The organism is Sporosarcina sp. P33 (assembly GCF_002077155.1).
In the GTDB taxonomy this organism is placed as follows: domain Bacteria; phylum Bacillota; class Bacilli; order Bacillales_A; family Planococcaceae; genus Sporosarcina.
The window spans coordinates 2523534-2545818 of sequence record NZ_CP015027.1 but is presented as its reverse complement, the minus strand read 5'-3'; the positions used below and the strand labels follow the sequence as shown (position 1 = coordinate 2545818).

19 protein-coding genes are annotated in these 22285 nt (G+C 45.1%); 9 read left to right on the top strand and 10 right to left on the bottom strand.

Annotation, left to right across the window (positions count from 1 at the left end; all coding sequences use genetic code 11):
• Positions 1–210 precede the first annotated feature (210 nt).
• The 3 genes from SporoP33_RS12505 (at position 211) to SporoP33_RS12495 (ending at position 2734) form a co-directional block, all read left to right on the top strand.
• The gene (locus SporoP33_RS12505; RefSeq protein WP_081244020.1) at positions 211–687 is read left to right on the top strand and encodes a VanZ family protein; all 477 of its coding nucleotides are present in this window, start codon (positions 211–213) and stop codon (positions 685–687) included.
• A 91-nt stretch (positions 688–778) separates the two neighbouring features.
• Complete coding sequence (locus tag SporoP33_RS12500; RefSeq protein ID WP_081244019.1) at positions 779–1078, top strand: hypothetical protein; 300 nt, start codon at positions 779–781, stop codon at positions 1076–1078.
• Between the two features lie 243 nt (positions 1079–1321).
• On the top strand, positions 1322–2734 hold the full coding sequence (locus SporoP33_RS12495; protein WP_081244018.1) for a tetratricopeptide repeat-containing diguanylate cyclase: 1413 nt from the start codon (positions 1322–1324) through the stop codon (positions 2732–2734).
• An 84-nt stretch (positions 2735–2818) separates the two neighbouring features.
• Here the strand turns inward: SporoP33_RS12495 and SporoP33_RS12490 are convergent, their stop codons facing one another.
• A complete protein-coding gene (locus SporoP33_RS12490; protein WP_081244017.1) occupies positions 2819–3400 on the bottom strand; it encodes a 3D domain-containing protein in 582 nt (193 codons plus the stop codon).
• Between the two features lie 274 nt (positions 3401–3674).
• Between SporoP33_RS12490 and SporoP33_RS12485 the strand changes: the two genes are divergently transcribed.
• The 3 genes from SporoP33_RS12485 (at position 3675) to SporoP33_RS12475 (ending at position 6543) form a co-directional block, all read left to right on the top strand.
• Entirely contained in the window at positions 3675–4274 is a 600-nt protein-coding gene (locus SporoP33_RS12485) for a general stress protein (RefSeq protein WP_081244016.1), read from the top strand.
• A gap of 136 nt (positions 4275–4410) precedes the next feature.
• The gene (gene mgtE, locus SporoP33_RS12480) at positions 4411–5769 is read left to right on the top strand and encodes a magnesium transporter (RefSeq protein ID WP_081244015.1); all 1359 of its coding nucleotides are present in this window, start codon (positions 4411–4413) and stop codon (positions 5767–5769) included.
• Positions 5770–6177: 408 nt separating this feature from the next.
• Positions 6178–6543, top strand: a complete 366-nt coding sequence (locus SporoP33_RS12475; protein ID WP_081244014.1) for a DUF2188 domain-containing protein — start codon at positions 6178–6180, stop codon at positions 6541–6543.
• A gap of 18 nt (positions 6544–6561) precedes the next feature.
• On the opposite strand, the gene SporoP33_RS12470 is transcribed toward SporoP33_RS12475, so the two are convergent.
• Positions 6562–7125 carry a DUF488 domain-containing protein gene (locus tag SporoP33_RS12470; RefSeq protein WP_081244013.1) on the bottom strand — a complete coding sequence of 188 codons (564 nt, stop codon included), beginning with the start codon at positions 7123–7125 and terminating at the stop codon, positions 6562–6564.
• A gap of 244 nt (positions 7126–7369) precedes the next feature.
• Here SporoP33_RS12470 and SporoP33_RS12465 point away from each other — a divergent pair, with 244 nt between their 5' ends.
• Positions 7370–8263, top strand: a complete 894-nt coding sequence (locus tag SporoP33_RS12465; RefSeq protein WP_081244012.1) for a diacylglycerol/lipid kinase family protein — start codon at positions 7370–7372, stop codon at positions 8261–8263.
• A gap of 465 nt (positions 8264–8728) precedes the next feature.
• On the opposite strand, the gene SporoP33_RS12460 is transcribed toward SporoP33_RS12465, so the two are convergent.
• The 5 genes from SporoP33_RS12460 to SporoP33_RS12435 all read right to left on the bottom strand — a co-directional run bounded on the left by SporoP33_RS12460 (position 8729) and on the right by SporoP33_RS12435 (position 15560).
• Entirely contained in the window at positions 8729–9148 is a 420-nt protein-coding gene (locus SporoP33_RS12460; RefSeq protein WP_081244011.1) for a hypothetical protein, read from the bottom strand.
• An 826-nt stretch (positions 9149–9974) separates the two neighbouring features.
• The gene (locus SporoP33_RS12450) at positions 9975–11171 is read right to left on the bottom strand and encodes an NAD(P)/FAD-dependent oxidoreductase (RefSeq protein ID WP_081244009.1); all 1197 of its coding nucleotides are present in this window, start codon (positions 11169–11171) and stop codon (positions 9975–9977) included.
• Positions 11172–11277: 106 nt separating this feature from the next.
• On the bottom strand, positions 11278–13926 hold the full coding sequence (locus tag SporoP33_RS12445) for an MMPL family transporter (RefSeq protein WP_081244008.1): 2649 nt from the start codon (positions 13924–13926) through the stop codon (positions 11278–11280).
• A gap of 3 nt (positions 13927–13929) precedes the next feature.
• Complete coding sequence (locus SporoP33_RS12440; RefSeq protein WP_081244007.1) at positions 13930–14376, bottom strand: MarR family winged helix-turn-helix transcriptional regulator; 447 nt, start codon at positions 14374–14376, stop codon at positions 13930–13932.
• A 146-nt stretch (positions 14377–14522) separates the two neighbouring features.
• Positions 14523–15560: a YeiH family protein gene (locus SporoP33_RS12435; protein WP_369821933.1), complete on the bottom strand. Its 1038-nt coding sequence runs from the start codon at positions 15558–15560 to the stop codon at positions 14523–14525.
• A gap of 112 nt (positions 15561–15672) precedes the next feature.
• Here SporoP33_RS12435 and SporoP33_RS12430 point away from each other — a divergent pair, with 112 nt between their 5' ends.
• Together SporoP33_RS12430 and SporoP33_RS16120 are read left to right on the top strand one after the other, a co-directional pair.
• Positions 15673–16587, top strand: a complete 915-nt coding sequence (locus tag SporoP33_RS12430; RefSeq protein WP_081244006.1) for a LysR family transcriptional regulator — start codon at positions 15673–15675, stop codon at positions 16585–16587.
• Positions 16588–16821: 234 nt separating this feature from the next.
• Positions 16822–17001, top strand: a complete 180-nt coding sequence (locus SporoP33_RS16120) for a hypothetical protein (RefSeq protein ID WP_155961363.1) — start codon at positions 16822–16824, stop codon at positions 16999–17001.
• A 737-nt stretch (positions 17002–17738) separates the two neighbouring features.
• On the opposite strand, the gene SporoP33_RS16115 is transcribed toward SporoP33_RS16120, so the two are convergent.
• From SporoP33_RS16115 to SporoP33_RS12410, 3 genes are all read right to left on the bottom strand, one after another.
• Positions 17739–17942 (bottom strand): hypothetical protein, encoded by a 204-nt coding sequence (locus tag SporoP33_RS16115; protein ID WP_155961362.1) that lies wholly within the window; start codon positions 17940–17942, stop codon positions 17739–17741.
• Between the two features lie 179 nt (positions 17943–18121).
• Complete coding sequence (locus SporoP33_RS12415) at positions 18122–19939, bottom strand: cation:proton antiporter (RefSeq protein WP_081244003.1); 1818 nt, start codon at positions 19937–19939, stop codon at positions 18122–18124.
• 181 nt (positions 19940–20120) lie between these two features.
• Positions 20121–22223, bottom strand: coding sequence for a methyl-accepting chemotaxis protein (locus SporoP33_RS12410; protein WP_081244002.1), 2103 nt, complete (start codon positions 22221–22223; stop codon positions 20121–20123).
• Positions 22224–22285: the final 62 nt, after the last annotated feature.

The following is a 22285-nucleotide window of genomic DNA, read 5'->3' as shown; positions in this document are numbered from 1 at the left end:
CCGATTAAATACTAGCATACCTTTCCACTTTTGGTAATGGAAATAACAGGATAGAATCCACAAAATGTGGCACTCACTCCCATTGAATAGTATATAACCCGGACATTACACAGCAGTTACAACTATGTGACCGGATGATGTCAAAATGAAATTCAAATATGCTGCGTCTAATTAAGCGTGGCGAAAGTATTTTCATGATACAATCCCCATATGAAAAAATTATTTGGGTTTCTTTTACTTATAGTACTTGTAGTCGGACTGGCGGTATCATCCAGCCAAACCTATGAACAGCAATCCCTCATTTCAACTCTGCAGGAACTTCTCCCGGGTGAGCCGGGCAAAACCGTTCTTTCAGGACTAGAATTCACCTATTGGAACCGAAACATTTCCATTGAAGAAAGGGGCTATTATCATTTTGTAGAATTCCTCATACGAAAGGCTGCTCACTTTTTCACTTTCGGCTTTTTAGCACTCGTTATTTACTGGCTGCTGCCGAAAAGAAACGGCCGTTTACTATTCGCTGCGGGTTTGACATTCCTGCTGGCATGCACTGATGAACTTCATCAATACTTCACGGGCGGAAGAACAGCTACTATGCAGGATGTTTATTTGGATACGGCAGGAGCGGTGACGTTTTTGCTGATTTTTTCAGCATTCCGTTTGATCCGTCGTATGCGGAAGCATTAGTTCAATAGAATCATTCAGGGTTATAGTAATCCTAATCTTTTTATCGCTGTATGACTGTGTGGTAAGATATTACGAAACAGGAGGGCATACAATGAATCATTCTGACGACGAGCTGATCCTAAGCCTGCGTTATGTCTCTATTCAGCGCGTTGTGGACCGCTTGGAACAAAGTTATCAAAAATCTTATCATTCCATCTCTTTATTTCATAACCGGATCACTACCTCTTCAAGAACATTCCTTCTGGAGCATGTATTTGATTTGTCCTACCGCCCATTTTCGGGTCAGACGGGACTATTTTATCTTCATACGCGCGAGGGTGTTTTTGCTTTTGAGGTCGTGGAAGAACCCGCGCATTTCATTTCATTATTCAAACAAATACAATCTGTGTAAACAGAAACTGCATCTTCTGCCCCCTTCATCTGTCTTTAAAATAGGACGTTTATACTTTTGTTTGATAGGGTAATAAAAACTATGAGCAAGCAAGCCAGCAACAGAAGTTTCATGAATTTTACAAATAGACAGGCATTTATTTTACTTTTTAATGGTATAATAGAGTTATATAAAAGACCGACCGAAATAAATCCTTTGAACTATCACTGTTGCTGATTACGCCTATTTTGAAGGAGGGCTGTTATGAAACGCCGGGAAGAGCTGTCAACGATATACCGTACGATCAATCAATTGCGAAATAATGGAGAATATACATTAGTAATCAGCCAGGCAGAGAACCTGTTGAATAAAGGGCTTGTATTTTCCGATAAAGATGCTGTTCTGTCGGCACATTATATTTGTGCAGTTACTCATTACTATACAGGAGACTTTGCAAAGGTTCTGTTTCATATTGAAGAGCATCATTCACAATGTTTACTTTATGGCAGCAAATCCGACTGGATGCGTTCGTATTATTTACAGTACTTTGTCTGTTCTTTTGCAATGGATTTTGATAAAGGACAGAAACTATTGGAAGATATGCTGAAGATTGCTCTTGAAACAGAGAATTACCCGTATGTCACAATGGCATACAGCAATCTGAGCCATCTGTTTAATAAAAAAGAGCAATATGAAGAAGCGCTGAAATTTGCACAACTGGCGGTGTTTTACGCTGGTGAAGATGAAGTGGACAGAACTATACTGTTTATACGCGCACATTTACATTTAGCTGAAGCCGCCATCAATCTAAGCCAGTCTGATCTGGCCGCACGCAGCATCGAATATGCAGATCAGTTATCCGCTATGGACAATTTCCCCCGTGAGAAGACTACTTTAAAAATTCTCAAAGCGAGAATCCATGAATTATCGGGCGATTTGCCGAAAGCTTTTCATTACTATACGGCCGCGAAAGAAATAGAAGAGCAATTACAAGATTATTCGCTGCTGAAAGACATTCAGCAAAAACGAATCACACTGGCCGAAACTATCTGTAACTTCGATGAGCTGGCAGTAATCCAAAAAGAATATATCGATCTGCTGCATGAACTCGAGGACAGTCATTGGGTGAAAGCGGCCTTAGAATTACAAATTCGTCTGCAGAACTCTTCAAGCAAAACCAGTGAGCATATTGATTATCTGACGGGCGTCTATAATCGTAAGTATTTAGAAGAAGCGGCCAATGCATGGCTGCTTGAGGCAGCGGAGACGAAAGAATCCATCGTTTGCATAGCCTTTGATATTGATAATCTAAAGTTCATTAACGATACATTCGGTCATCTGGCCGGAGATGAAGCGATTAAGTTTGTTGCGCACATCTGCAGCAATGAAATTAGAAAAAATGATGTGCTCGGCCGTTTTGGCGGAGATGAATTTGTATTAGTCATGAAAGATATCACTTTAGAGAATGCGAAGAAAAAAGCAGGGCTGCTCGCAAATCAAATAAAAAATCTATCTCTTGACTCCAAAGAGCTGCCTTCACCAGTCACGATCAGCGTTGGACTCAGCGATAATATGATGCGGGAAGTGTATAATTTCAAAGATTTATTCCACTTGGCTGACCTCGCACTATATCAGGCAAAGAAAAACGGTAAAAATCAAGTCGTGTCCTTCATCTAATCAAAACATGAAATCCTACTAAGGACTTCATGTTTTTTCTATTAAAAAAGACTGACACGGCATGGAGCTGTGTCAGTCTTTTTATTAGTTGAGTACTTTTACTTTTACGTTTTTACGTCCCCACTCGTATGCGCGGGATTTATTAGGAATAAATACGTCAATCTTCTTCCCTTTAATTGCACCGCCAGTATCTCCTGCGATTGCATAACCATAACCTTCTACATGAACTTTTGTTCCAAGTTTGATAACACGCGGATCTACTGCAATTACTTTCAAGTTCGGATTCTTGCGCAGGTTCAAGCCGGTTCTTGTAATACCTGAACATCCTTTACAGTGCGCCGTATAAGCAGTAGCGCTAACCATAAATTCTTTTGCCACTTTCGCTCCGTTTGAACGGGAAGGTGTTGCTGCTTTTTTTGGTGAACTTGCTGCTACTTTAGATGATTTCACTAAACGCAATTTTTGGTTTGGATAAATAACTGTTGATTTCAAGTTATTCCACTGCTTAATGTTCGCTACAGACACTTTGTGCTGCTGTGAAATTTTATATAATGTGTCACCTTTTTTAACTGTGTGAACTGATGCTGCGGCTGAAGTTTCGTTCATTCCGCTTGTAAAAACTGTGATTAACATGGCTACTGTAAATGCAAAGACTAACTTCTTCAATATGCCACCCCTAACGATTTGATAGACCTAGCTTACCAAGTGATTATTACAGCCAGATTACAAACAAGGAACAATACCATGACAACAAGACTTTCAATGTTACAAACTGGATATTTCTCGCTTAAATGATCTGAACACTCAGTCACTTACTCTCAAAAGCGCACGATATTTCTCGTACTCAGCCAGTATTTCCAATGTTTTATTTAAAGTACAGCGGGTACTGTTCTAGAAAGATGCAACTATGAATTCTGCAACTGCGAGGAGGAGCTTATTTATGAGGAAACGACATGTTGTCGGTACGTATGACACGGACAGAGAAGCTATTGCAGCCATCAAGGATCTGAAACGTCAAGGGTTTACCGCGGATGAAATCTCTATCATTAGCAAAAACTCTGATGAAGCAGAGTACGTAGTGGAACAGACAGATACCCACGCAGCGGACGGTGCCGCAACTGGCGCTGCCGCCGGAGGTCTGCTTGGGGGTATCGGCGGTGTGCTGACAGGTCTTGGTGCCCTGGCCATTCCCGGAATCGGACCGGTGATTGCGGCCGGACCCATCGTTGCCGGTATTACAGGCGCTGCTGCAGGAGCAGGAGCAGGCGGACTTGCCGGCGCATTGATCGGCATGGGTATTCCTGATGAAGATGCACACCACTATCATGAACATTTCGAACAGGGAAAGATTCTGGTCTTACTGGATTCAGACCTGTATGACCCCGCCGCACATACACATCACACTGCCGGAACCCCTCTTCGGCACTCGCATACAGAAACGGAGGCCAGTCCATTGATCGACCCAAATCCTCTGGCAAAAGACCGCAGTTACGATCCATTAACTGATCCAAAACCGCGCGACGAAGATTCACCTATGTAATACAGCAGAAGGTCTCTACGGAGGCCTTTTTTATTTCGTAAAAATATGAATACAGCCTGTACTGTGGTTTGTTTCCTTGCTTACAGGGGAAAGAATGAAGGACTGTAACTTTTGATTACTAAGTGAGGTGCTGGAAATGCCATTGACCCGTGATCGCGATGATGTGTCAAGAGCAATTATACAACTGATTAAAGACGGTAATATGGAATCTTTAAAGAAAGCCATTGAAGAGATGGAGCCTGCGGAGATTGCGGCCCAATACCGGCGTTTGCCTAGAAAACGTCACACGATTTTCTTAGAAGTGCTGGATAAAGAAAAGTTAGTTAAGATGCTCAGTTCCCTTACGAGGAATGAGCAGCTGCGAGTATTGGAACTCATCGGCCCTATGCGTGCTACAGAGTTATTGGATGAAATGAAAAGTGAAGACCTTTCCTATTTATTGGCCGATTTGCCCGATAAAAAAGTGGAAAAACTCATTGCTGAAATGCGTCAGGAAGAGAAAAAGTATATTCGGCAGCAGCGAAAATATCCAAAAGATTCTGCGGGACGGATTATGACCGCCCGCTATGTGTGGATTCATCAATCGTATACGGTGGAGAAAACGATTGAAAAGCTAAAGCATTATCAGGGGTACGCACCTTATTTAAACTATGTCTATATTATTAATGATGAAAAGCAACTGATCGGCGTACTGTCTTATCGTGATTTATTGCTGGCTGATCCGGCTGTCTGTGTAAAAGAAATCATGCAGACTTCGATAGCGAAAGTATTTGATACAACTGAGCAGGGTGATGTCGCCAAAATGATCGGACGCTATGATTTCGTATCGCTTCCAGTCGTCAATGATTCGAATGTGCTGGTCGGAATTATACGGGCGGACGAAGTACTCGATTTAGTTGTCAGAGAGGCTAATAAAGATATCGAAATGCTCTTCGCCTCGGGTAAATCCATTGACTTTCACACGAAACCACTGGTCGCGGCTTACCGCAGACTCCCGTGGTTAATCCTTCTGTTGTTTATCGGGCTGGTTTCGGGAAGTATCATTTCCCGCTTTGAGGAGACGCTGGAAGCAGTCGTTGCCCTCGCCTTCTTCATGCCAATGATTGCCGGCATGACAGGTAATACAGGCACACAGTCTCTGGCAGTCGTCGTGCGCGGTTTAGTCTCAGAGGATATGACAATGAAGAAATCATTACATTTAATTATCCGTGAACTGATCGTCGGTATCGTACTGGGCGTTGTATGCGGTGCGGTGATTTCTGTTATCGCCTACATTTGGCAAGGAAGCTTCACCCTCGGTTTAGTCGTCGGCTCTTCACTCGTTGCCACATTAATCATTGGCACAATTGCCGGGACAGTCATACCGCTGATTCTTAATAAGTTTAAAGTAGATCCCGCTGTTGCTTCCGGCCCTCTTATTACAACAATTAATGATATTTTGTCACTGCTGATCTATTTCGGTATTGCTACAATGTTCATATCGAAATTAATGTAAAGAAACGTTCAGATATACGATGCATAAAATCGGAAGGTTTAGCATAGCATAACGTAATAAAAAGTTTGTGTAAGGTTGTTGTAATGTATCTCAGTTTGATGCCAAACACTACAGGAATATGACATTCTTCACAGTTTGATGATTTCCGTTTATTTCAGTTTTCATAGGTTATACTAGTACTAACAGCAATTGCACAAACGGATATGGGTTGAAGTTTGATGCAGCTGGGTTTGTGATAGTGAAGAAGTAAAGTCGAACAATCTGTACCGCTTCGTCGAAGAGCGCGTACATAACCAAAAGCTCCGCGGCAATGGGTTGACCGCGGAGCTTTTGGTTTTTTTATTCTGCCGAACTCACGTTTAACGTAAATCAATTTTGGGAATTTGTAAAATGAGGAGGTGATGGCAGATGCCATGGAGCAAAAATGATTACCCTGCTTCGTTAAAGAATTTGAGTCCGGACGTTCGCAATAAAGCGATTGAGATTGCAAATGCCCTGCTTCGCGAGAATTACGAGGAAGACCGTGCTATTTCTATTGCAACGGCACAAGCTCATGAGTATGTGGAAGGTAAGAGTGAAGGCCGTCCTCAGTATGAAGTGAAGCCACGGAATGATGAATGGATATTTCAAAAGTCCGGAAGTGATCACGTAATATTTAAAGAAGAGACGAAAACGGCATTACTGGATAAAGCAAAAAAGTATGTCACTGAACATGACGGGATTTTATCTGTTTATCACGCAGACGGTTCACATGAAAAGACGTTATATAAATAACTAGAATGGACAGCCATTCTAGTTATTTTCATTTTCTTCAGGCGGATATGTCACTTCCCCGTCTTCTGATATGACCGGTTCAGCGCCCCACTTTCCAACTTCATGATCTTCAATCAGCGTCTTTTCTTTCGGTCCGTCGATAATATGTTTTACATTCCAGCCGTGTGCTGCAAGCCAGTTACTGATCAGCAGCCGATGACATCTTGCCGGATGGCGTTCAGAACAGCATATCGCGACACGCTGCCTTTTCGCTTCATCCATCAATTCATCTGCTCCTTCTTGGAATTCCGCTGTCAGCGTGTAATCCGCATAGTTATGGAAGGATTGATTATTCCATCCGTCATTGACGTCATTGTCGATACTTTTAGATTTTCTTCTGCGCCCTCCCAATTTACCGCAGTGTCTGTAGGCAATGTCATGTGAAGGCAGCCATTCTTTCATCCGGTCTTCGTGAAAATGCGGAAATTTCCGGCTGCCGGGAAACGCCCGCACATCCACCAGTTTTTCAACTCCCGCGTCATCGAGTAATTTCAAAAACTCCTCTTTCGTGTGGGTGGAATGACCGACTGTATAGATCTCCATATATACTCACTCCTTCTCTACTGTTATTCCCTGACGAACCGGTAAAATAACCTCTTCTGTCAGTTCTAATTCACTGCTGAAGCGAGCAGCATCTATTCATAAATTATCGATCAAGGGCTTATCCGCCAGGGCGCAAACGCTCTTTAGGTGAATGAAAGAAATCAGCCAGCACTGTCCGCTCTTCATCCACTAGTTTCCGTTTCAATAAATCGGGAATAATAAAGTAAAAAAGGAAGTGAAAACTATGCTTCGTTTCAAACGGGCATTGTTTCTGTATAACCGGACCGCCGGAGAAGATGATACGCAGCAAAAGCTTTCCGATACTATTCATGTGTTTACGCAAGCAATCGATGAACTCATCGTGCTGCATACAGCGTCTGAAGTGGAACTGCAAAAAGCCTGCAGGGAGTACGGCGGCCAAGTCGACCTGCTCATCATTCTCGGCGGGGACGGTACAGTGCATACATGCATCAACAGCATCGCTCCTTTGCCGGTACGTCCCGCCATTGCCATACTCCCAGGCGGCACTTCCAATGATTTCAGCCGGTCACTCGGCATTCCGCAAACATTGAATGAAGCAGCCGCTTCCCTGCTTTCCGGCTCCGTCATTGATACTGATGTCGGACAAGCAGGTGACGATTATTTCATGAACTTCTGGGGGACCGGCCTAGTTACCGACACATCAGAAAATGTGAAATCCAATGAAAAGAAACGCTTCGGCTCTATCAGTTATTTGCTCAGCACATTGCGGACGTTGAATCAAACGGAGCCTTTTTACTATAAAATCCGTTGTGAAGGAACTGAACTGGAAGGTGAGGCTATTTTGCTGTTCGTACTGAATGGCCGGTTTATCGGAACGACTGAACTGCCAATCGTTTCGCTGTCTCCTTTTGACGGGAAGCTGGATGTGCTTATCGTCCGCGATTCCAGCTTATCCGCTTTCCGCGAATTGCTTACATTGCAGAATCCTGTTGTGGAAAATGAACAGTTGACCCAGCTCGAATATATTCAAGCGGATGCATTGGAGGTTTTACAGCCCGTTGGCAAGAAGGCGGATATGGATGGAGAGATCTACGAAGAAACTGCAAAGAAGATCACTGTATTGCCGGGACATTTGAAGATGATACGGGTAAAGTGAAGGTAAAACCGGCGGGAGAATGCAGCAAGTCATGTAACTAACACTATGGCTGTGCAGATTCAGATTACCCATACGCAAGTTAAAAAAACGCTCAGCGTTTTTTGGTTTACTGCTTTATGAATTTGATTAAACAAAAATCTCTATTGGTTGAATATGAGGAATGATGTTTACTTCATATTCGCGTCTGATAGGTAGATAGTGGTTTGAAACCGTTGATCTGCGCTGCAGCCGGATGCGTGTCCTATGGGCGGGCGTTGAACCACACCTCTCCGCTTCGCTCTGGGTGTTTCACTTGTCAAAACAGAGATGTGCTCCTTCTCGCGGCGCTTCACTCGCAAAAGCCGTTCTTCGTTACGGCTCTCGCTGATCCTCCCGTCGCTAGCTTCCGCTCCGCTCAACTAAGTGACTACGAATAAATCATGTAACGCAATCGCGCGGGATTGCTAAGTATAAAATTCTATACTTTTAAGACTGACCCAGTGAATAAGTTCTTGTCTTTATGGCAAGTTTATTCAAAAACAGCCAAATGTGAAGATAAAGAACTGAACCCACAACGCCTAAAACTAGATACTCCATAACTCCTTCGCCCCACCCGTTTCTTACCAAATCTCCTAAAGCATAAATGTTACAAACTATTCCCAGAAGTAGAAATATAATTAAAGAAATAAAGTAATTTCTTGTTTTAAAAAACTCCTGTACAAAGAAATCCACGCATAAAGCGATAAAACCACCAATCAAAAAGATTGGTGATACAAAAAATCCCCATAACACAATAAAATCAGTTAGCTCAAAGAAATTTAATGAATCAAAATACCTTAATGAAATTAGTTGTACAAATATAAAACTGCTAACAATACTAGTGACTGCGTAGATAATTAATATCATTCTACATTCTCCTTTTTAACAAAGAAAGGACCATTTCACTTAAGAATACGGCCGTTTAAAGCACAAGTCTTATTCCGTTATCGCGCCCGTAGATGGGATAACGATTGGAACTCGTTAATCTGCGCTACAGCCGTAATTAGTGTACATAAGACAGTTTGATAGCCCTCTGCAAGCAGTGAAAGCCGAGTAGACTTGTCTGATACAATGCGTCCATTTTTGAAGTTAGAAAGCGGTAATTTTTTAGCTACTATGACTATTTCGATGAACTGAATGGAGAAAAAAATCGCTTGGTTGTCCATTCAGTCAGGCAATCCATAGCTCCAACCACACCGCGCAGATAGAGTCACTTACCATACTCCAATTTCTGGACGAACACTAACTGACCTGCGGAAATAACTCAAGGATTCTCCCGGAAGAACCGGCGACTCCTGGAGGATCAGGTTGACAGGCGTAATCGCCAACGCACTTCTGGCGAGTCCGCCGCGCCCCCTCAGGAAAGCGTCCGGTTCTGCAGAGAGAATCCTAAACCATACACTATCTTTACAACGACTTGTCAAGAGCATCTCATTTCCAATAACCAATTTCTTTGGAAAATCTACAAGCTTGTTATTTTCTGTATGTTTGACCATCTGGCCCTTTTATGGAATAAACAATAATATCCATTCTATCACATTCCGGATGAGCTGATTCATTCAATCTGTCTGTTAAAATAGCAGGTTGGCAATGAAAAAAGACATCTGTTCATAACTGAATGATGTCTTTTGTAAAATATTTGTTAATGACTTCTCCCTAACTATTGAACCAATTAAAGTACATCGGCAGCCCGTCAGCGTTCTATTTCTAAAATCGATTCATTCGGATTGGACTTCCCTGCCAGTTCATCTCGGAGCAAATATGCACCGAGCATACTGTACACTGTTCCGTTGCCGCCGAGTCCTATCAAATAATAGACATGCGGTTCCAATGGATGACGGCCAATGACGGGCAGTTCATCGGTCGATTCGCCGAACAGCGCCGTCCACTCATAGTCAAAATGAAGCTTCTGCTCTGGGAACAGTTCCTGCAGTTCGCTTTTTAATTGGCCGAATTTCTTTGCGATATGTTCCTCTGAATCAGGTAACGTATCCATATTTTGATCCAGCCCGCCAACTACAATTCGGTTATCATCCGTCAGACGCATATATAAATACGGGCGTTTAGTTTCCCAAATCATCATACGGTCACGCCAAAATGACAAATCTTCTATTGGCTGTGTGGCGGCCGCATAGGTGACTTTCACATCTTTTTGCGGAATTGTCATATCAGGGGCCGGCGCATAGCCTGTTGTGACGATAACTGCCCTTGCCTGAAAATCACCATCCGTTGTTTTGATCAGTACACGCTCTTCGGTATCCTGAATTCCCAGCACTTCGGTATGTTCAAAGACATCCATTCCTCTTTCATATGCATAGTAAATTGCCCCCATACATAAACGAAGCGGATTCACTTCGGCATCACCTTCCGTCACAATTGCGGCAGGCTGGGAAAACGGGAAATAAGCTTCGATGTCTTCACGTTTCCAAAACTCCACGGGAAAGCCGTGTTTCCTCAGTGCATCATATTCTTTTTTTAATCTGGCGACATCTTCTTCCGTACTGGCGTAGTATAAACTTTCTCTCGTATGGAAATTCACGTCAAACGGTGCATGTTCCGCCACGTCCTGCAGATTTTTCATCGCTTCTTTACATGACAAATAAAATTCGACCGCCTTGTCTTCCCCGATTTGCTTGATCAGTTCATGCAGCATAATGTCGTTGGAAAACTGTAATAAACCGGTGTTAGCTGACGTGCTTCCCCCTCCGGCTTCATCCTGTTCAATCAGCGCAATTGAATAGCCTTCATTCGACAGTACATAGGCAGTCAATGCCCCAGACATCCCCCCGCCTATAATGACCGCATCATATATTTCTTTACGCTCTGCCTTTGCAAAACCTTCTCTCTGGAATGTCGTATCCCAATATAGTGATCCTTTATGCAGTTTCATCGTAAACAATCTCCTGTCTGTCTTTTTCACTTTATTTACCCATACTGCGCAGCCAAGTAAACATAGACAAAAAGCACTCAGCAGAATTTGCCGAGCGCCTTTTCGTTTAACCTCTGAACGGCCACCATACGCCGCGTCCGAATGATACCGTAATAGCCGGAATCAGCAGCGGCAAGATAATTAAGCCGTATAATAACAAACCGGAAATAACAATTGTGGCAATCTGCACAAGACTTAAGACACCTGAAGGCATCATTGCCCCGAATGTACCTGCCAAAATAACAGCTGCCGTAATAATAACCGTACCCATTTTCGCCATTGAATACATCAGCGCTTCGCGGACCTTCATACCCCCTATGCTCTCTTCGCGGAAACGGTCCAGAAGAAAGATGGAGTAGTCCACGCCGAGTGCGATCAGCATGATAAATCCGAAGAACGGAACCGCCCAGCTGATCCCGTCGTAGCCGAGACCATTAACAAATACTAATTCCGTAATCGAAATCGCTGTATAATATGTCAGCAATAGTGAACCGATCATATACAGCGGCATGATTGCCGAACGGAACAGGACGAACAATACAATGAATAAGCCGACTAACATAACCGTTACTGTACGCGTAAAATCGGCAGAGGAGATGTCATTCAAATCTGAGTTGATACTTGAAATACCGCTGAATGCCAGCTCTGCATCTTCAAACGGCGTACCGATGACCGAACGCTTTACAGTATCTTTTATATCATGAACCGTTGAAATGGCATCGCGCGAATAAGGGTTTTCCGTCAAAATGACTTCCATCAGAATTCCCTTTTCATCGTCAAATGCATAGCGGTCAATCACCGGTTTGAATTCTTCATTATCCAGTGTGCCTTTGGGAATGAATAATCCCGTATCCCGCACACTTTTCGTATCCGCCATGTCTTCGAGCATATCCGCAATTTCCTGCAGACCGGTCGTCACTTCGGCCAATCCGTCTTTAGAAGCCTTCACACCGCTGCCCAACTGCTTTAATCCGCCTTTTAATTGGCCAATTTGCGATCCGCTCTGACTAATCTGTGATCCGGCACCTGCAATCCCGCCGCTGATTTTATCTAGCTCATTACCGAGTGCATCCAAACCGCCCGCTGCCTGTGCTGCCGGCATGCCTTGCTGCAGACCGCCTGAAATCTGCGATAACTGATTGGTAATCTGTTCGATTCCATTTGCGGCTTGGATCAGTCCGGCACCGCCGCCCGCTCCGCCAGAAGGCAGCTGATTGGCTGCATCCCGTAAATTATACTGAACTGCCGCGAGACCAAGGCGGATTTCCTGTATGCCGTCATTCGCCTGCTGTAAGCCGTCTGCCATCAGTCCAATCTGATGATCCACATATAAGTCTTCTAACAGTTCACCAGTCGGACGCGTCACCGTACGTACACTTTTGACGCCTTCCACTTTTTCCAGGTCACGGGAAATCGCTTCTAAATATGTGACATCCCCTTCTTTAACAATCGGTGAATCTTTTTTCAATAACACTTGCACAGGCAATGAATCTCCTTCACCAAATGCATCTGAGATGAGATTCAATCCTTTAACAGATTCTTTACTGCTGTCAATTTCATCCACTGTATTAAATGACAAATCATTATCATATGTCAAAAGCAAAGGCACTGTAATCACTGCCACGATCAGCATAGAAACGAGCGGACGCATGACCGACACCTTACTGAAAGCAATCCACAGTTTACTGTCTTTATGTGATGCGGCACCTTTTGACGGCCAGAATAATTTATCCTTCAAAATTGACATTAACAACGGAACGACCGTGAACAAAATCAGCATGAGGACCGCAATACCGACGGCCACCGCGACTGCCGACTTAAATATTGGGAAGTCCGCAAAGCCGATCGCCGCGAAACCGATAAATACAGCAAGCGCACTGATGAACAGCGTGCGGCCAGCCGTTTTATACGTATTAATGATCGCCTCTTCCACTTCATGGCCTGCGAGCAGTTCTTCTTTATAGCGGCTCAGCAGCAGAATGCAGTAATCTGTCCCGAGACCGAATAAAATCGCCACGAGGAATATTTGCGTGTAATTGGAAACCGGGAACCCAAACCAGTCGATGAAGAAAGCTACCAATGACTGGCTCAATAAATAAGTGATCCCGACCGCCAATAAAGGAACAAACGGTGTCACAATCGAGCGGAACACAAAGAGTAATAAGGCGAAAATTAATACAACAGTTATTAACTCCGTCTTTTTCAAGCCTTCCTGCGCACTTTCATTAACGTCATGATTGATAATTGCTTCCCCTGTCATATAGACTGCATCGTCTTTTGACACCAGGTCTTTTTTAATCTTTTCTGCCACCTGGATAATTTCGTCCTGAGAACCATCCACTGTTATCGGCAATAAGACTGTTTTTTTATCTTCAGAAACCAACTGATTTTCTACTTCTTCACTTTCAAACGGATCCAGGACACTAGTTACCGTCTTACTGACTCCTTTGATTTCCTCAGCCACAGCAGAAATTTCTTTTTTCTTCGCTTTGTCCGCCGGCTGTTCCAGTGCATAGACGAGCGAAATCGTTTCATCCGCTTCCCCCGCATCTTCAAGCATTTTTGCGGCTTTTTGGGAATCAGCAGAGTCGAGCAGCTGGAAAGATCCTGCTTGTTCTACCTGCTTTGCCAAATCCGGCGCGAGTATGAATAACACGGCCGTCAGTACAACTAAACCAATCGTAATCGGCCATTTGAATTTTAGTACGTTTTTCACAAATTACCTCTCCTTCATTACTAGAATTGATTTGAGCTTACGAAATGTGCCGATGAATTGCTCCAGCTCCTGTTCATCAATCTGGTCTTTGAACAGCTTTTCGACACTTTCATAGATTGCTTCATCCGAAATAGACAGCACTTCCAACCCTTTTGCAGTCAGTGCAATTCGGTTAATCCGCTGATCGTTCGGGTCTTTTTCTGACACAACAAGTTCTTTTTCAACCAGTTTCTTGAGCCGGGTCGAAATGGCGCTTTTATGTACTCCTTGAATTTCCGCCAGCTGTCCGCTTGATAAGTGTCCATAGGCAGAAAGGATTTTCAACACTTGGATTTGTTCACGCGAATAGTCTTTCCATATCGGCATATCCAAATTTTTAACGACATGTTCAGTGCCGTAAATAATCACTTCTTCAAATAGTTCCACCGCTTCCTGAAGTTGTTCTTTCAAAATAGTCCACCCCCTCAACCAATAGTAATAGTTTAGGGGGTAGACTATATAAAGTCAATCAGCAAAGTCTAGTTTTTTGCAAATAAAAAGTCAGCCCGGCAGAATTCATTCTGCGGGACTGACTGTATAATTTTTGAACTTGTTCATCACACGATAAAATACGCGATGACAGAAAGCAATACCGATGTAATCGCCATAGCAGCGAGCGGCTTCATCGCACGGTCTTTAAGATCTCTCAGACTTACATTAAGTCCAAGCCCCACCATTGCTGCTGTCAGCAACCATGTCGTCAGTGTGAATACACCTTGCATTACGTTGTCCGAAACAGGAATAGAATGACCGAATACATAGCTTCCTAAGATACTAAGAACGATGAATCCTACCAAGAACCACGGAAATTCGATTTTCGCATTGGATTCGTCTGTTTCTTTGTTTTTGCGTTTCATCAGGAAAATGAAGATGAAGCAAAGTGGAACTAACAGAAAGACCCGGCCGAGTTTTGCAAGTAACGCAATCGCCAGACCGTCTTCCCCTGCCGGCGCACCCGCCAGCGCGACGTGTGCCACTTCGTGGAGACTGATTCCTGCCCACATTCCATACTCAATTGAATCCAGCGGAAGAATCGGCCGAAGAATCGTATAGCCAATCGCAAAAATAGTACCCATTAATGCGATGATGCCGACGCCGATCGCCGTATCTTCATCTTTCGCTTTAATAATCGGAGCCACTGCTGCAATAGCTGCTGCACCGCAGACACCAGTTCCGACACCGAGAAGCATGGAAATATTTTTATCCGCTTTAAATACTTTTGCCAGCCATACTGTCATCAAAATAGCGAAAATGATGACACCGACATCCCGTGCGAGTAATCCAAGGCCGTCGCTTAACACCGTGCTGATGTTTAGCTTCAAGCCGTATAAAATAATTGCCGTCCGAAGCAGCCGCTTAGATGAAAAGACAATTCCGCTTCTGATGATTTCCGGGTAGCCGAAAAATTGGCGGTATGCGACTGCGATAATAATCGCGCATGCCAACTGGCCAATATGATCGAACCCCGGTACTTTTGCTAAGAAAAATCCTAAAAGTGCTATAAGAAATGTAAATGCTATACCACCGACCCAGGCCAGCCACTTAGGCGGATGCTGGGGTGTATGCTGCTCTGTTGTAATATTTGCTGAAATCACGATAACAACACCTCCTGTTATCAGTATATTAAATGACTGGCTATAAGAGAAATAACTATTTATAATAGGCATGATAAGTAAAATCATATACATGAAAAGGAGCTGAATCATCATCGATCAACAACTGTTAGTATTCATTACGGTAGCAGAACGAAAAAACTTCTCAAGGGCAGCCGAGGAGCTGCACATGACTCAGCCCGCCGTCAGCCAGTACATTCGATCGTTTGAAGAATCCATTGGGGTGCGTCTGCTTGAACGCACCAATAAATATGTACGGCTCAACCAAGCCGGAGAAATTGTGTATCACCACGGCAAAGAAATCGTCGGGTTGTATTCCAAGATGCAGAACCTGGTCGATGACTTGGCCAATAAAGCTAGCGGACCTCTCACGATTGGTGCGAGCTACACATTCGGGGAATATGTCCTTCCCCACATTCTGTCTAAGCTAGTCGCCGATTATCCGTCGATCAAGCCGCAAGTGACAATCGGCAATACAGCAGACATCGCAGAGCTGGTCATCAGCCATCAGCTGGAAGTCGGCTTAATCGAAGGGCATTTTAAAGAAGCGGCTCCGCTGCAAAATGAAGATTTCGCAGAAGATGCCATGTATGTCGTGACCTCGCCCAGCCACCCGCTGGCAAAAGAAAAAGGGCGACGGGCAATTACTGAGCTGGAGAATGATACGTGGCTGCTGCGTGAGGAAGGTTCGGGCACACGGGAAGCTGCGGAGCTGTTCTTTTCCCAGTCGGGGTTCTATCCGAAGCGCATCATGCAGTTCAGCAGTACGCAGCCGATTAAAGAGTCTGTCGAGGCGGGTCTCGGCGTAAGTTTGCTGTCGCAGTGGGCCATCCAGAAGGAACTGCGCTACGGCAGTTTAACAACTCTTTCTTTAAAAGGCACACCGTTCAAGCGCCACTTCTCCATCGTGACCAACTCCCCCTTCCAAACAAAGGCGCTGCAGGTCTTTATTGAGTTGCTGAAGAGCAGCGAGGAGCTGACCGTGTTGACCGGGAAGCGTACGGAGTGACAGCATTGTAACGGGAGAAGTCAAACGGCATTGAACCCACTGCGGCGCTGGCGGATGGCTACGCAATGAGCCAGACAGGAAGACCGCCTGGCTGTCTCATCACTTCGCCGACCGCTTCTAAGGCGCCTCCGTTCAGTGAGCGGATATCACTTTGGCTACTGATTTTTGAAATGTGACCGGCAAGTGCTGTGCAGATGATTTTCTGCTTTTTGCATCGAAAATGGAATACACCAGTTGACGTCATTGTTATTAGAGAAGCAAAACGGCATTGAACCCACTGCGGCGCTGGCGGATGGCTACGCAATGAGCCAGACAGGAAGACCGCCTGGCTGTCTCATCACTTCGCCGACCGCTTCTAAGGCGCCTCCGTTTAGTGAGCGGAAATCACTTTGGCTACTGATTTTTAAAATGTGACCGGCAAGTGCTGTGCAGATGACTTTCTGCTTTTTGCATCGAAAATGGAATGCACCAGTTGCCGTCATTGTTATTAGAGAAGCAGAACTGCATTGAACTCACTGCGGCGCTGGCGGATGGCTACGCAATGAGCCAGACAGGAAGACCGCCTGGCTGTCTCATCACTTCGCCGACCGCTTGTAAGGCGCCTCCGTTCAGTTAGGAGGAAGCAGAACATGACACGTCATTTGCTAAAGCATACGCCAGTCGGCATCGAATCACTGCACTTCTTCTCTTTTAAAGAGAGTACATGAATAACTTCCACTCAGCAGCGCAGGCACAACTGCGGGGGCGGCCGAAGTCATGAGACAACTGGCACGCTCTTCGCCAGATGGCTCATGACGTAAGGCAATCCCCCACGTGCTTGCGCGGGTCTGAAGAGAGGACACTTGCTGACTTCAATCCCCGACAACGAGTCGAGCAACGACACTAAAACCAGAGACAGAACGGCATTGAACACACTGCGGCGCTGGCGGATGGCTACGCAATGAGCCAGACAGGAAGTGCACCTGGCTGTCTCATCACTTCGCCGACCGCTTGGGAGGCGCCTCCGTTCAGTAAGGGGTAGCGAAAATGACACTGCTTTTGCTAAAGCACACGCCAGTCGGCAACCAGTCACTGCACTTCTTCTCTTTTAAAAAAGTAACCTGGCTTCCTCCCACTCAGCAGCGCAGGCACAACTGCGGGGTCGGCCGAAGTCATGAGACAACTGGCACGCTCTTCGCCAGCTGGCTCATGACGAAAGGCAATCCCCCACGTGCCTGTGCGGGTCCAAACAGCTGACACTCGCTAACTTCAATCCCCGACAACGAGTAGTCGAGCAACGATCCCAAAACAGAGATAGAACGGCGTTGGATCCACTGCGGCGCTGGCGGATGGCTACGCAATGAGACAACTGGCACGCTCTTCGCCAGCTGGCTCATGACGAAAGGCAATCCCCCACGTGCCTGCGCGGGTCCAAAAAGCAGACACTCGCTAACTTCAAACCCCGACACCGAGTCGAGCAACGCCCCAACACCATGCAAAAAAGAGCCGCCAAAGTCATCCAGCACTTTGACAGCTCCATTCATACACCTATAACCTATACATTCGCAGGAACACCAGGCCTCAACTTCAGTACCACCAACTGATCCCCGGCATCCAGCGAAATCTTCTTCTGCAGCGTAGCAAAAACAAGCGTATTATTCTTTTTCTTCACAAACAGCGCAGTCGCCGTCTCCGGGATAATATCCTTAAACAGCAAATCCGTCTCAGTGCCTTCCCACTCAAACAAACCAATCTCATAATCCGTATTAATCTTCCGGTTCAGCTCAGGGAAAGTCGCCCCTTCTTCAAACAACAGATGAGCCTTCAATGAAATCGGCAGCGCCGACTTGCTCATCTGATGATTCGACACAGCCGTCAGCGAGAACGTATTATTAAAACCGAACTCTGGCGCAAACGACTGCGTAATCAGCGCATTATACGAAGCGTCGCCCGTCATCGACAGAATGGTGTCATACGGCGCCAAGTCGATGCTGAAACGTGAACGTTCCGACAGGATCTGACCTGTAAAGGTGTCGATGCCGCTTTCCACAGCGGGGCGCAGACGTCCATGTGACGGGTCGACAATGAGCACCGGGATATTCATGTCCTTTAATTGTTTCGCTAAAGAAATAGAAAAACTGCTGGCACCGACGATGAGTACGCCGGGCGGCTCGTTGCTTGCCAAGTTCAGCTTTTTCGCAAGCGGGCCGAGTGTAAAGCCGTGTGCAATTACCGTAATGAATACGAGAGCAAATGTCAGGGCTGTCAGCAGCGAAGCTTCTTCGTAACCGTCGTCAGCAAGTGTCGAAGCAAAATACCCCGCCACAGTCAGAGCCACAATTCCCCTGGGTGCGATCCAGCCGATCAGCAGCTTCTCCCGCCATACCAGTTCGGTCCCGATCGTTGAAAGCCAAATGGACAGCGGACGTACAACGAACAGCATCACCGCCACGAAACCGATAATCGGCAGCGTGAAAATTTGTGCAATCGTTTCTCTCGCCAGGGAGGCCGTCAGCAGGATAAAGACCGTGGACGTCAGCATGACAGATACGTTTTCAACAAAATGTCCGACGTTTCCGATGGATGAAACATAGCGCTTTGAGCGTCCGAGCACAAGACCCATCACCGTCACCGCAAGCATTCCTGTTTCATGCATAATCACTTCTGCCATCGTAAAGCACAGCAAGACGAATGCCAGAATGACCGGCGATTTCAAGTACTCCGGGAACTGTCCTTTATTTGCCATAACACTGATCAGCAATCCCATCACCAATCCAAGGACAGCAGCCAGTGCAGCACCGCCGAAGAAATTCAATAAATAATGCAATGACAGATGTTCATTGGTGATTACTTTGATTACTTCATATGCAAATAGAGCAAGCAGCGGACCTGCGGGATCTACAATAATCCCTTCCCACTTCAGCACGGCTGCGGTTCGGGGCTTCAGTTTAGCATTTCGCAACAGCGGAATAATCACTGTCGGACCGGTCACTACGAACAGTCCGCCGATGATGAACGATACTTCCCACGTAAGTCCGGCAATGAAATGTGCGGTGACCGAGCCGAGAATCCAGGCTAAAAACGCACCCAATGTGACGACGCGGAAAACAGATTTCGATATGTCCCGTATCTCCCGGAAGTCCAGATTGGAACTGCCTTCAAATAAAATAATAGCAACTGCCAATGAAATAAGCGGACTGTACAGCTCGTCCAGCGCAACTTCCGGATTCACCCAGCCAAGGAGCGGACCGATCAGCAGGCCTGCGATGGACATGATGAAAATAGACGGCCATTGAATCTTCCATGCCAGCCACTGTGAAAAGATTCCTAGAGCCAAAATGGATACTACACTAATGAGTGCTGCTTCTTCCATACACACACCTGCCTTCTTAGTGGACTTATTTATCTGTTCAGTGTACCAAAAGTGTGCCGCTATGCATAATAGAAAGGCATCATGGTTTGATCGGTTCTCATAAAAGAAAGAACAGTCTGCACACAGACAAAAAACAGAAGCGGATTCATCTTCCCCACCTCTGTTTTTGTTATTCCATCACTTATGATAATTTAAATCGATCGACTACGTTCCGTAATTCCCCGGCAATTTCATTCACTTGGTTTGTGGAATTTGCGACTTGTTCAAGCTCGTGCTGCTGTGCAGCGGACGATGCGCTGACTTGTTCTGCGGATGCAGCGGTTTGCTCTGAAATGGCAGATACATTTTGAATGGATAAAATTGCATCATCTTTGTATTCCATCATTTCAGCCAGTCCTTCCGACAGCTCGGTAATTGCTTTGCGGATTTGATCTGTAATGTCAGCATTCTGAACAAAGGATGCTTCTGTATCAGTCACGGATTGGTTTTGGCCTTCCATCGATTTCATATTCATCTCGATGACCTCTACCGTCTGTTCAGATTCGGCAAGAATTTCTTTGACCGTTTCCTGGATGACTTCCGTTTCTCTGCGGGACTGCTCAGCCAATTGACGGACTTCATTGGCTACGACCGCAAATCCTTTCCCGCTATCCCCCGCACGCGCGGCTTCGATACTGGCATTTAACGCTAACAGATTCGTGTTTGCCGTGATGTCGTGCAGTGTCTGGATTACTTGATTAATTGATGAAATTTTACTTGTCAGCGTCTGAATTTGAAGCTGTACTTTTTTGTTCATATCATTGGCTGCCATGTTATGATCACGTAATTTTTTCACTTCGTTCATGCCATTTTCAGCGGAGTTTGACGCGTCTAAAGATAACTGGTTCATCGTCATGAACATTTCATGCAAATGATCCATGCGCTCCGCCAGATCTGAAATTCGGTGACTCGTGCGTTCTGTATCTTCAGATTGCTTGGAAGCTCCTTGGGCAATTTCGTCTGTCGCTACTGACACTTCCTGATTGGCGGCCACCAATTCTTCGAAGGCATGTGTTACTTCAGATGATGAATCACTTAATTGTCCAGATGACTGCTGAACTGTCTGCAGCGCCTCATTCGTCCGGCGCAGCATATTATTATAGGCGAGCGAAACTAGTCCGATTTCATCGCGGCTGATGCGCTCTTCGTCCACCATCATCGTCAAGTCTCCCTCCGCTGCAGTTTCCATAGATTGCTGCAGCGTTTTCAGCGGCTTCAGCTGACGATAGATGAAAGCTGCAGATGCGGCTGACATTAATAACATAATGATAATTGCAGAGATAATGGTAATCCATAAAATCGCGCTGAACGTTTCTAAAATAACTGATTTAGGTGTGACTGTCTGGACCGTCCATTTTTCATTGATTTCCTTTAAATTGATAGGTGCGAATGCATTAAATGAGCTTTCCCCCAAGCTTTTGGAATCTACATACATGCTTGTCAGTTCACCTTGATCGAGAACGGATTTAGCCGCATGCCAATCGATTGCATCTGCCATATTCGTAGTATTTAGCTCAGGCTTTAAACTGTTTGCAGTAATATATCCGCCGTCGGTAATGATAGACGCATAGCCGCCCTTTGGCTGAATCGTTTTCACTACGTCTGTCAGGAATTCAATGGATAAATCAGTTGTTAATAAACCGAAGTAATTTCCTGCAGCATCGGTCATCGGAACGGATATGGTCGTCATCAGAATGGTTTGTCCGTTTGTTTCATAGGAATAAGGCTCCGTTAAAATGGAACGATTTTCTGTCTTCGGCACGGTGTACCAGCTGTTAGCCTCCGAATCGTCCATTCCGCTTAACGGCTCTACACCAATTATTTCGTCATCTTTAAAAATATACGGAATGAATTGCTTATTGTCATCGAGCAAATTTTTCGGTATCACTTCTCCTTCGGCAAATGCAGATTGATTGATCACTGCTGCCATACCGGTTGCATCCTCATTCTTCCGAAGGTTTTTCTTAATTATCTGAATGACTTCGTCAGGCTGCATGCCGCCTTCCGCCTGCAGCGATTCTATTATGTGGCGTGTTGTCCGCAGCATTTCATTCGTTTCACTCAGTTTCGCACTGAGAACCAATGCATTTTTGTTTGCACTCTCTAAGGCGAACTCTTCGGCATCCTGAATGCTTTGCTTATGTAACATAACACTGGTAACGATCGAATAAACTAAAAACAGCAATAAAAACAAACCGATGATTAGTCCGGAAAGTTTCATTGCAAGACTTGCTGACTTCTTCACTATAGGCCCTCCTAGTAATTTATGAGTAGATCACTAGTATACCTTTAGTCCTCCATAAAAGA